Annotated in this window: 10 protein-coding genes; 9 read left to right on the forward strand and 1 reads right to left on the reverse strand. The window is 39.0% G+C overall.

The annotated features are described in order from the left end of the window. The first annotated feature begins 120 nt into the window (after positions 1–120). From ACIQZD_RS19220 to speD, 5 genes are all read left to right on the forward strand, one after another. On the forward strand, positions 121–1,275 hold the full coding sequence (locus tag ACIQZD_RS19220; RefSeq protein WP_402905463.1) for a betaine/proline/choline family ABC transporter ATP-binding protein: 1,155 nt from the start codon (positions 121–123) through the stop codon (positions 1,273–1,275). Positions 1,276–1,287: 12 nt separating this feature from the next. Continuing rightward, the gene (locus ACIQZD_RS19225; protein ID WP_133346510.1) at positions 1,288–1,941 is read left to right on the forward strand and encodes an ABC transporter permease; all 654 of its coding nucleotides are present in this window, start codon (positions 1,288–1,290) and stop codon (positions 1,939–1,941) included. 11 nt (positions 1,942–1,952) lie between these two features. Then, complete coding sequence (locus tag ACIQZD_RS19230) at positions 1,953–2,870, forward strand: osmoprotectant ABC transporter substrate-binding protein (RefSeq protein ID WP_402905466.1); 918 nt, start codon at positions 1,953–1,955, stop codon at positions 2,868–2,870. 17 nt (positions 2,871–2,887) lie between these two features. Beyond that, positions 2,888–3,550 (forward strand): ABC transporter permease, encoded by a 663-nt coding sequence (locus ACIQZD_RS19235; RefSeq protein ID WP_402905469.1) that lies wholly within the window; start codon positions 2,888–2,890, stop codon positions 3,548–3,550. 160 nt (positions 3,551–3,710) lie between these two features. Further along, entirely contained in the window at positions 3,711–4,547 is an 837-nt protein-coding gene (speD, locus tag ACIQZD_RS19240) for an adenosylmethionine decarboxylase (protein ID WP_402905471.1), read from the forward strand. A 23-nt stretch (positions 4,548–4,570) separates the two neighbouring features. Here the strand turns inward: speD and ACIQZD_RS19245 are convergent, their stop codons facing one another. Then, a complete protein-coding gene (locus tag ACIQZD_RS19245; RefSeq protein WP_402905640.1) occupies positions 4,571–5,596 on the reverse strand; it encodes a YeiH family protein in 1,026 nt (341 codons plus the stop codon). Between the two features lie 133 nt (positions 5,597–5,729). Between ACIQZD_RS19245 and ACIQZD_RS19250 the strand changes: the two genes are divergently transcribed. The 4 genes from ACIQZD_RS19250 (at position 5,730) to ACIQZD_RS19265 (ending at position 12,397) form a co-directional block, all read left to right on the forward strand. Beyond that, the gene (locus ACIQZD_RS19250) at positions 5,730–6,623 is read left to right on the forward strand and encodes a selenium metabolism-associated LysR family transcriptional regulator (protein WP_402905473.1); all 894 of its coding nucleotides are present in this window, start codon (positions 5,730–5,732) and stop codon (positions 6,621–6,623) included. A 238-nt stretch (positions 6,624–6,861) separates the two neighbouring features. Beyond that, the gene (locus tag ACIQZD_RS19255) at positions 6,862–7,767 is read left to right on the forward strand and encodes a hypothetical protein (protein ID WP_402905475.1); all 906 of its coding nucleotides are present in this window, start codon (positions 6,862–6,864) and stop codon (positions 7,765–7,767) included. A 500-nt stretch (positions 7,768–8,267) separates the two neighbouring features. After that, on the forward strand, positions 8,268–8,894 hold the full coding sequence (locus ACIQZD_RS19260; RefSeq protein ID WP_402905477.1) for a metal-dependent hydrolase: 627 nt from the start codon (positions 8,268–8,270) through the stop codon (positions 8,892–8,894). A gap of 1,373 nt (positions 8,895–10,267) precedes the next feature. Then, positions 10,268–12,397: an ATP-dependent Clp protease ATP-binding subunit gene (locus ACIQZD_RS19265; protein WP_402905479.1), complete on the forward strand. Its 2,130-nt coding sequence runs from the start codon at positions 10,268–10,270 to the stop codon at positions 12,395–12,397. Positions 12,398–12,497: the final 100 nt, after the last annotated feature.

The raw sequence follows: 12,497 nt of genomic DNA on the forward strand, positions 1-12,497 counted from the left end.
TAGTTTTTTAAATAAAAAGGTTTAAACAGCTTATCTAATGGGTACAAGAGACTGTGCATGTGGAAAAAATAATATATTTGTAAAATTTGTAATTGTATGCGAATGATGGAGGTGCTTGTTATGTTAAAAATCGAAAATGTATCGAAAATCTATAAGGGAGGAAAGAAAGCTGTAAAGAATATATCTTTGGATATTAAAAAAGGGGAGTTCATTTGCTTCATTGGTCCGAGTGGATGTGGTAAGACAACGACAATGAAAATGATTAACCGCCTTATCGAACCATCTGAAGGCAAAATACTTATTAATGGTGAAAATATTATGGATAAAGATCCAGTCGAACTAAGAAGACAGATTGGGTACGTTATCCAGCAAATCGGACTTTTCCCTCACATGACGATTCTAGAAAATATCACCCTCGTGCCAAAACTTCTTAAATGGAATGAACAGAAGAAAAAGGAACGCGCACTGGAATTGCTAAAGCTTGTCGATATGGGACCCGAATACCTGGAAAGGTATCCTTACGAATTAAGCGGCGGGCAGCAGCAAAGGATAGGCGTTCTCAGAGCACTTGCTTCCAACCCTCCACTCATTTTAATGGATGAACCTTTTGGTGCACTAGATCCAATCACCCGCGATGCCCTGCAGGAGGAATTTAAAAATCTGCAGCGCACACTTGATAAAACAATCGTTTTTGTTACCCATGATATGGATGAGGCCATTAAGCTAGCCGACCGGATCGTCATCTTAAAGGCTGGTGAAATCGTCCAAGTGGGAACACCGGATGAAATCCTCAGAAACCCAGCCAATGAGTTCGTGGAAGAATTCATCGGCAAAGATCGATTGCTCCAAACAAGACCAAATGTTGAGTTGGTCGAACAAATCATGAGTCGAAATCCAATATCCATTACAGAAGAAAAATCCCTTACCGATGCTATTACGATAATGCGGGAGAAAAGGGTCGATTCTTTACTTGTGGTTGATGAGCAAAATGTTTTGAAAGGGTTTGTAGATGTTGAAACAATCAGTGAATATCGTAAAAAAGCTAAATTTATCAGTGAAGTCATCAATACTGAAGTCTATTCTGTGAAACAGGATACTTTAATCCGTGATTCCGTTCAAAAGATTTTGAAGCGAGGGTTCAAATATGTGCCGGTGGTTGACCAGAATAAACATTTGGTCGGAATTGTCACTAGGGCAACATTGGTCGACATCGTATATGACAGCATCTGGGGAGAGGAAGAAAATCAAATGGCAGAAATGGCAGAAATGTTTTAGGAGGTGTATCAGATGGAAGCTTTGCTCAATTTTTTACAAACGAACTGGCAAGAATTGATTTATAAGGCTTGGGAGCACTTATATATATCCATGATCGCTGTTTTCCTTGGAATAATAGTTGCCGTGCCACTAGGAATTATGTTGACCCGAATGAAAAGGAGCGCTTCGATTATAATCGGAATTGCAAACATAATGCAGACACTGCCGAGCCTTGCAGTCCTGGCCTTTTTCATTCCTTTCCTCGGCGTTGGGAAAACACCTGCAATCATTGCGTTATTTTTCTACTCTGTTTTACCCATACTCAGGAATACATACACAGGCATTAAAGGCGTCAATGAAAACCTGCTGGAATCCGGCCGCGGCATCGGGATGACAAGCTGGGAGAGGATTCGTCTGGTAGAATTCCCACTGGCACTTTCAGTCATTATGGCTGGTATCCGTACGGCTTCCGTCTATTTAATCGGGTGGGCCACCTTGGCTTCCTTTATTGGAGGCGGAGGACTTGGAGATTACATTTTTATCGGCTTGAATTTATACCAAACAGAATATATCATCGCAGGTGCAGTTCCGGTAATCATCATGGCGATCCTTGTGGATTATGTATTCTCGATCATTGAACGAAAAGTCGTTCCAAAAGGATTGAAAGGTATGAAGGAAGTTGCTTGAGGAGGATTACCATGTATAAAAAAATGAGACGTACAATTTTAATGGCCCTTTTAGTTTGTTCATTAATGATCACCGGCTGTTCTTTGCCTGGTTTAGGGTCATCTTCTGAATCTACTGTAAAGATCGGTGCCCAAAGCATGACCGAATCCGAAATCCTTGCGAACATGATTGCTCAACTCCTTGAAAGGAATACGGAACTTGATACGAAAATCATCAAAAATCTAGGTTCCAATTTCGTTCAGCAAAAAGCGATGGAGACCGGTGATATAGACATAGCCGCAACTCGATATACAGGGACGGATTTAACGAGTGTCCTAGGACAGGAAATCGAAAAGGATCCGGTAAAGGCGATGGAAATTGTTCAAAGGGAATTCAAAGAACAATACGGGTTCAAATTTTTTGATTCTTATGGGTTCGATAACACTTATGCCTTTACGATTTCAAATGAATTGGCTAAGGAAAAAGGGTATCAGAAAATATCTGACCTGGAAAAGGATGCAGATAATTTAAGGTTAGGTGTAGATAGTGCTTGGCTGAAAAGAAAAGGGGATGGTTATAGAGGGTTCGTCGATACATATGGATTGGAATTTGGAGAAACTTATCCGATGCAGATTGGCCTGGTATACGATGCAGTCAAAAATGGACAGATGGATATTGTTCTTGCATACTCATCAGATGGACGGATTAAGGTTAATGATTTGAAGCTTTTAGAAGACGATAAACAATATTTCCCACCATATGACTGTTCACCGGTCGTTACCGAAGAATTATTGGAACGATATCCTGAAATTGAAGATGAACTTAACAAGTTAATTGGCGAAATCACTACTGAAACCATGCAGGAACTGAACTATGAAGTTGATGGGAACTTAAAGGAGCCATCGGTGGTAGCTTCAGAATTCCTTAAAGCACATGAATATTTTGAATAAATGGGAGGTGCAAACTAATGGAAATCTTGCAACAGCTGGGAACTTATTATTCACAGAATTGGATGTATGTACTTACTGAATTTTATCGCCATTTTTTAATGTCAGCTTATGGGGTTTTATTTGCAGCAATTGTAGCCATCCCGATAGGCATTTTCATCGCAAAACATAAGAAATTGAGTAATTGGGTATTTTCGATAACGAATGTCATACAAACCACACCAGCATTGGCTATGCTCGCACTCTTGATGCTAGTAATGGGGTTAGGAACAAATACAGTAATCTTATCATTGTTTTTATATTCCTTACTGCCGATCCTGAGGAACACTTATGTCGGTATTACAAGTATAGATCATGCTTATTTAGAATCTGGAAAGGCAATGGGGATGACGAAGCTGCAGTTACTAAGAATGGTCGAACTGCCATTATCTTTGTCTGTCATCATGGCTGGCTTACGTACAGCGCTTGTCGTTGCAATTGGAGTAACTGCAGTCGGTACATTCGTAGGGGCAGGCGGACTGGGGGATATCATTGTCAGGGGAACGAATGCTTCAAATGGAACGGCAATCATACTTGCAGGAGCAATTCCGACGGCATTGATGGCCATTCTCTCAGATCTTGTACTCGGATGGCTGGAACGAATTCTTACACCGATAAAAAAGAAAAAAATTCATACTGCATAGAACAATTCGGATAATAAAAAAGCCGTTGCATGTTAATGCAATGGCTTTTTCTTGGCTTACCGATTAGGAGGCAGAAGCTTAGGCTCGCAGACTTAGTTTTTTATTTCAGAAAAAGGGTAACTATAAGGATAGTCCTAAAAAAATATAAGGGGAATCAATCATGAAACTTACACCAGAGCAGCGTATTGAACTTCATGGCTTTAATAATCTTACGAAATCTTTAAGTTTTAATATGTATGATATTTGTTACACAAAAACCAGGGAAGAGAGGGAGGCCTACCTGGATTATATCGATGAACAATATAATGCAGAGCGGCTTTCGAAGATCTTGCACAACGTTTCTGATTTAATAGGGGCACATGTTTTAAATACGGCCAAACAGGATTATGTCCCTCAAGGCGCCAGTGTAACCATTCTTGTTTCAGAAGGTCCTGTCGTCGAAGTACCTATGGGGACTTATGAGGAGTCACCAGGGCCTTTACCTGATAATGTGGTCATGCAACTGGATAAAAGCCATATTACCGTACATACATACCCTGAATACCATCCAAATGAAGGCATTAGCACATTCAGGGCCGATATCGATGTCTCTACTTGTGGAGAAATATCACCACTTAAAGCCCTTAATTATCTCATTCATTCCTTCGATACCGACATTATCACGATCGATTACCGAGTGAGAGGCTTTACGAGAGATAAAGATGGGCGAAAGTTGTTCATTGACCATGATATTAATTCCATTCAAAACTATATTCCTGATGAAATAAAGGGTTTATATGACATGATTGATGTGAATGTATATCAGGAAAATATATTCCATACAAAATGTAAGCTGAAAAGGTTCGATATTAATAATTACTTATTCGGTTATACAGAGGAAAAGCTGAATGAAGAGGAAAGGCAAGAAATTATAGAAAGGCTTCAAACGGAGATGGATGAAATTTTTTATGGTGCCAATGTTCCGCATCCTATAGAAAAAAACAAGCATGCCGATTAAGGGATGCTTGTTTTTTTGAAAAGTTAATTTAAATGGAAAGCCTGCACCAATACATACCCGAGACATGTCAATAAGATAGAGCCGATCAGTCCAGCTACAAAAGGTTTACCGCCATATTTTCTAAAAGTTACAAGGTCAATATTCAATCCTAGTCCTGCCATGGCCATAGCCATGAGGATATAGGAAAGCATAACAAGTTTATCAGCTAAAGGTTCAGGAACTGCACCGGTAGAGTAAATGGCACTCATTAATAAAAATCCAAAAATGAACCACGGTATCTGAATGGACTTCCAGGAAAATTTCTTTCCGGTAACTGTTGATCGGTCTTTCCAATTCATGATGAACCCAATTAAAATGGCAACGGGAATGAGCAGGGCCACCCTTGTCAATTTGACCACCACTGCCAAGTCGACTGCCTCATTTCCCCCTGGTGCTGCTGCTGCGATGACATGAGCAATTTCATGGAGTGTCGCACCCGAAAAAACACCATATCCTTGATCGGATAACTCCAATAATGGATATAGGACCGTATATCCGAAAGTGAAGGTTGTGCCTAAAACAGCAACCGTCGCTACAGCTATTGCTGTATCTTTTTCCTTTGCTTTTATTTGGGAGGAAATTGCCAGGATGGCAGCAGCTCCGCAAATACCCGTTCCGCAAGCTGTCAATATGCCTAGCTTTTTCTCGACTTTAAATATGCGGGTCATTCCATAAACTACTAATATAGCAAATGCAAGACTAATGGCACCAACTGCAAATGTTTTCGGACCGGCATTAAAAATATCCTTTAGGTTCAAGCGCATGCCCAATAAGATAATGCCCACTCTCAAAAGGACTTTACTTGAATAATTTGTCCCTGCAACGGCGTAGGCTGGGACGCCAATTAGCGATTTCCAAACAACACCAATCAGTATCGCAATGACTAACTGTCCCATTATATGAAGGAATGGAAGCTCTGCTAAGTATTTTGCTGCAATGGCAATTAGCAAAGTCAATGCTATTCCTTTTGTAAATCCAAGTTTTTTAGTTTCAACGTTTGTTTGTTCCAGTGTGATCACTCCATCTATGTTGATGCCTTAACTTTAAAGCTTAATTAAAAATAAGTGAAATATATTTTTGCTATTTCAATGATTACTTCTACTTATGATAAAATGAAACGCATAGGTAAATAGGGAGGTAACCATGGATCCATTAAAAGTATTCGTAACCGTAATCGAACAGAAGAACTTTTCAAGGGCAGGGGACATTCTGAACCTGTCGCAGCCAGGAGTCAGTCTTCACATAAGGAATCTGGAAAATGAGTTAGGAACGAAATTAATTTATCGTTCTCCCAAACAAGTTCAAATAACAGAGCCGGGAAAAATTTTGTATAGACATGCAAAGCAAATGCTTAATCATTATGAGACAGCAAAAAGAGAAATAAATGAATTTAATAACGTGGTTAGCGGAACGATGAAAATAGGTGCAAGCTTCACGATAGGGGAATATTACCTTCCAAAAGTATTAGCAGAATTTGCGGCTCAATATCCGATGGTGGACATACAAATCATCATCTCGAATTCAAATGATGTCATTCAAGGAATACGTTCGAATAAGCTTGATATCGGCTTGATTGAAGGTGTAACGGAATATAAAGATATAGATGTCAGACCATTCATGAATGACGAGATGATAGTTGTCGTCCCCCCGGATCATCCACTTTCACAGATGGATCTCATCGAGGGCGCCTTGCTCCAAAACCAAACATGGGTACTAAGGGAGCAAGGATCGGGAACCCGTACATATTCCGATAAACTTCTCAGCAATCTGGAGTTAAACATAAAGAAAACCTTTATTTTCACCAGTATCCAAGGAGTGAAAGAAGCGGTGATGGCTGGGCTTGGCATTGCCCTTTTATCCCGATTGACTGTACAAAAAGAATTGAAGTCCAATGAATTGAAAACCTTTCATTTGAAAAATGAGCCCATTATAAGACCTTTTTCGATCGTGAAAAAGTTGGACTTCGAAGCATCAAAAGCCATGGAGTTGTTTTTAAGGAAGGTCGAAGAATTTGCGATAAAGGGCCGTCCTAAATAAAACCCTAAACATTTGCTCATCCTTTCATTTTCAATGAAGAGGTTGGGCATTTTTAACGACGAAATATTATTAATTTTATTGAAAACGTCGAAAGTAATTTGGAATATGTCAATGATTAAACGAATTTTACGTATTTTAACATAATGGCAAACATATAAATTTAATAGGCAGTCTCCAGGAAGTTCTAAGTCCCTGTAGACTTTTCCTGATATTAATAATCTTAAAAGGAGCAACCACATTGGCTATAGAGGAGCAGAAAGATAAACGGATTTCTGTTTTCGACAGGATTATTGGATTCATGCCAAAATTTTATGTGATTGGAACAATTTTAATTTTTGTTTATACGCTAGTTGCGATGGCTCATTTAGGTATCCAAACTTTGAAAAAGCCAGAGGAAACCGTTGTACCTGCACCCCCTGTTTCTCAGGGCTTTGAACATACATTGATATCGTTAATCATCGAACCGATCGTAACGTCTGAATTTTATCAAATCATCTTTAACACGTTATTTCTTTACCTAGTTTGGATATTGCTTTTCCTATTAGCACCGATTGCTTTTTACCGTTTAAAACACTTTAAATTTTTTAATATCGAAATTGAAATTGAAAAACAAGATGCAGCCGTTTATGAAGTATTCAGCATGAGCAGTTCAAAAATGAAATTTGCTGCGTATTTAACATCCGAGGAATTTCAATTGGAGATATCAGAGGAAATTGCCAACAGCAAGGACTTTAAAACACCATTAATCTATACATTGGACTGTGCCGTGGATTTTTATTCCGATCAATTAGGACTTTCCTTTACCTATGATATCTATACCCTGAACCAGTTCAAAAAAGCAAAGCTTCCTAAATCCATCAAAGCGATGCTTGATAAGTCCATTCAAACCGGTGATCCGTGCATTACGAATAAAAGTAACAGCGATAGTGAATATTACAAGAATTTCCTTCTCTTTTATTTCGAAAACATGGACGGGAAATTCGTCACTGTCTTAAATAGTTATCAAACTGAATTCGATACATTCGATAAATCGTTGCTTAAAATCCTGCAAAACGTCCTTTACGATTACTATTTACAATATAACTATATTTACGAAGCGAGCGAGAAGTTGGAAAAGAATGAAACCATTTCCCATAATAATTAAAAAAACCACCCCTACAAGTGGTTATTTTTTTTGGAAAGGTGATTGTTAATTATATTTTGGACAATTTCATTGTTCCCAATGAGCTCAGACGATTTATTTACATGCTGTTCCCGAAAATCCATGTTCTTTATTTTCTTAGACTTTTTCCCTTTTTTAAAATTATTGAAGGCATTTAAAAAAGCTATCTGAATCACTCCCCTTATAGATTAGTATATTCATATGATGGATAAAATTTCATGAAAAACCTCAATTTAGAGAAAAATATTTTGCGGATTTAGAGTGATGGAAATTACCTAAACAAAGCAATTATAGACATTTAGAAGAATTGTTTTTAATGTATAACCAAGGGTATTTTTTTGCTCTAATTATTGGTTATCCTGGCTTTTTTACAAGAATTAAAGAAATTTCCCCCAAAATATTGTATAGTTAGAATGTAGAGATTCGAACAAACATTCGTTTCTTGGGAACAAATTACTTCTTAGAGGGACAGGAGAGAGACAGTGAACGGTACAGCACACATGGCTTTAGGGGCTACAGTTGGATTCTTGACGGCAAACACACTTCAAACAGATCCGACCACCACTTTATTCTTGGTTGGCATTGGGGGCGTTTCAGGCCTTATGCCCGATATGGATATTGATGGAAAGTTAAGTAATAGAATTACCTTTTCCCATAAGTTTATCCGAACGATAGCACAAACGATTGGGATATTAATGATCATTTATAGTCTTTTGGAAGGCTCAGATACGGAAAAGTGGATCGGTGTAGGGGCAGGAATCGGCATCATCATTATTTCATCATTCATTAGACAAAGGCATATGCTGACCCTGTCTGGATTAGCGGTTTTAGGCGGCGGTTTATCTTTGCAGGAAAGCTGGTTGTGGCTGTTAGGCGTCTATATTATCCTAGCATCCTTTACACCACATAGAAGTTATACCCATTCGATTGCCGGTATCGCTTTCTTTGGTATCATTGCCTTTCAATTCGAAGCCTTTATGGGGATTGACGGAATTTTCGCCACTTGTTCATTAGGATACATAAGTCATTTAATTGCAGATTTGAAATGTTTACCTTTTAATAAACGCGGGGTGAAATTATTTCTTCCATTTTTCTCAAAAGAATTTTAACAGTGTTTTTTTATCGCTGTTCAGACTGTAGACAAATTGGAGAAGAGCCAGTTTGCCTGCAGTTAGTTGATTCCAGAAATTCGCTCCCTTTAGCCGACCGTCTGCCAAGCCTCATCAAAGCAAGCGGCCGTGGGGTCTCGGCTAGCCAGATTTCGTCGCAAATTTCTTCATTTTAGAGCGGGATCCAATCGTATAATCAGTTAAAAAAACATGAAGGATATTAAATTTTCTTTTAAATCATGGTTCGGGATGAGAGCATTCTAATCTTCTTTTATCGATAAATTGGACAGTGGTTTTCATACTATTGTTTTTTCTATGAGGAAAAGTAAGTTTTAAGCTAAACACATCATTCGACTTGTTTTTATGCTTTATATGGTCATTTTTCCTAAATCTACTAATAGAAGAAAATCAATCTTAATATAAAAAAGCTAAGAGACTTAATGAAGTCTCTTTCAATTTGTAGACAAAAAGGTTTCGGAAGGTTTCATTCCGAAACCTTTTTGATTTTTTATTGGAATTGAAGCAGCTATAGCGGAAAGGAAAGCATGGCATGGGTTGGACAACGAGGGGACTTTTAAGAAAGTATCGATATCACCACAAGTATCAATACTACTTAAAACAAAAAAGACTGTTGGCAAAAGTGTTCTATCTTAGTTAAAACAAAGTTGATTGGAGCGGGTGTAAGAGACTCCTGCGCGAAAGGGGCCGAGGGCGGTCCGCCCGCGGAAAGTGGGTGCCTGGAGTGGAAATAATCAACTTATATAAATCCTAAAAAGAATGTAGACAATTTTTCCTCGAGTTTGTCTACAGTCAAATAGGACTGACATCCGTCAGCCCCATCAGTTATTAGACAAATGAGGTTTTAACTAAATTTTAATAAAGTTGGTTGGAAACGGAAGGTGCGAGACTCCTGCGGGAAAAGCGCGTCAAGGGGAGACCCCACAGGCGCGAAGACGCCGAGGAGGCTCCCCGACCGCCCGCGGAAAGCGAGTACCTGGAGTCGAAATCCAACTTTAAAAATTGTACAAACCTTAAAGAGACTTAATAAAGTCTTTTTTCGTTAAAAAAATAAGAGTGGATGAGGCATATGGGCAAGAGTATTGGCGTTTTGTAATAGTTTAAGGTTATGGTGAGTCCTGAAGTGGGTAATTCATACTAACTGGATATACTAAGAGGCATACATAGAATCTTTTTATTTGACTGGAAATGGATAGTTTAATATGCTTAGCAAACCAATTCAAGGTAATTTTTTTTATGCAAAAAAATTCCCAGACAAAATTATTGAAAGTCAAAGAAGGTCAATGTATAATAAAGTCAGAAAGTCAAAGAAGGTCAAAGTTTTATAAATTCATTTTTTAAAGGAGGAGTACTACATGCTTTGTGAAAAATGCCATGTAAACCAAGCGAATATTCAAGTTCACCTAAATATGAATGGTCAGGAGCATGATGTGAAACTGTGCTCCACTTGTTATAAAGAAGAGCGGAACAAACTTGGAGCAGCTATGGGCGGAATGGATATAGGGAAATTCCAATTTAACGGATCTCCAAATTCATTCAATCCATTTAATTATAATGGTGTACCAAAACCGGATTCAGCTGAACATGGCGAGGACGGAGGATTGCTTGAGGAGTATGGCCGCAATTTGACCGATGCTGCTAAAGCAGGACTTATTGATCCGGTTATCGGACGAAATGAAGAAATTAAACGCGTCATTGAAGTTTTAAATAGGCGCAATAAAAATAATCCAGTTTTAATCGGTGAACCTGGTGTCGGTAAAACAGCCATTGCTGAAGGTCTTGCTTTAGCGATTGTTGAAGGTTCAGTGCCAGTTAAATTACGTAATAAGCTTGTATATATGCTTGATGTAGCGTCCCTTGTGTCGAATACTGGAATTAGAGGGCAATTCGAAGAACGAATGAAGCAATTGATCAGCGAATTACAGGAAAGAAAAAATGTCATATTATTCATCGATGAAATTCATCAACTTGTGGGAGCGGGTTCGGCCGAAGGATCAATGGATGCAGGAAATATCTTGAAGCCTGCACTTGCACGCGGCGAACTTCAGCTTGTCGGAGCAACCACTTTATCAGAATATAGGAAAATTGAAAAAGATGGTGCCCTTGAAAGGCGCTTCCAGCCTGTACACGTTAATGAGCCGACAACGGCTGAGGCACTTGTCATCTTACGTGGATTAAAGGATAGTTACGAATCTTATCATGGTGTGACATATAGTGAGGAAGCACTTAAAGCGGCTGTTGATCTTTCGAACCGCTACATTCAAGACCGATTCCTTCCTGATAAGGCAATAGACTTAATGGATGAAGCTGGTTCCAAATTGAACTTGACCATCGAAGACGGCCAAGTAGAAAACATGAAAGAGCGTCTGGCTCAAATCTATAAAGAAAAAGAAATGGCTTTAAAAGAAGAAGCATATGAAAAAGCTGCCGTTCTTCGTGATGAAGAAGAAAAACTGGAGAAGTCATTGCAGGCTGGGGAAGATGCAATTAAGCCCACCGTTACCGTTGAAGACATTCAAAATATCATCGAACAAAAGACTGGTATACCTGTAGGTAAGCTCCAAGAAGATGAGCAAGAAAGAATGGTTCATCTCCAAGCGGAGCTGATGAAAAAAGTAATCGGGCAGGAAGAGGCTGTCAAAAAGGTTTCCAAGGCTGTTCGAAGAAGTCGTGCCGGGTTAAAATCAAAAAACCGTCCTACCGGTTCTTTCCTTTTCATTGGTCCGACAGGAGTCGGTAAAACCGAATTGGCAAAAACTCTTGCTGAGGAATTATTCGGGGACAAGGAAGCGATGATTCGTCTTGACATGAGTGAATTCATGGAGAAACACAGTGTTTCTAAATTAATCGGTTCTCCTCCTGGTTATGTAGGACATGAGGAAGCTGGACAATTGACGGAAAAAGTTCGCCGCAAGCCATACAGTATCATTTTATTGGATGAAATCGAAAAGGCACATCCGGATGTAATGCATATGTTCCTGCAAATCATGGAAGATGGCCGCTTAACTGACAGTCAAGGCCGGACCGTTACTTTTAAAGATACCGTGATCATCATGACGAGTAATGCTGGAGTCGGTGAGAAACAAAAAGTAATGGGATTCGGTACAAGTTCAGCTGTGGAAGAAGCATCAATCCTACAATCTTTAGGCAGCTTCTTCAAACCGGAATTCCTGAACCGATTCGATAGCATCATTGAATTCTCGGCATTGAAGAAAGAAGATCTTCTACAAATCGTTGATATCATGATTCACGAGCTTGACGAAACACTTGCTGCAAATGGTTTATCTTTAGATGTAACTAATGAAGCGAAACAAAGGCTAATTGAACTCGGATATCACCCAACTTTCGGGGCGAGACCGCTCCGCCGTGTTCTACAAGAACAGCTCGAAGACGGCATCACTGACTTTATCTTTGAGCAGCCTGAAGTTAAGAACTTCACTGCAATTGTTGAAGATGACTCCGTGAAAATTATTAAAACACCATAAAGAGTACTAGAAATGCCTCCAAGACCGTAAAACTGTTATGGAGGCATTTTTTTATCTTATTAGGCTTCGCTTTCATAAAAGGATAGGTAAGTTCCAGCTA

This window comes from Peribacillus sp. NPDC096447 (assembly GCF_044762725.1).
Classification (GTDB): domain Bacteria; phylum Bacillota; class Bacilli; order Bacillales; family DSM-1321; genus Peribacillus.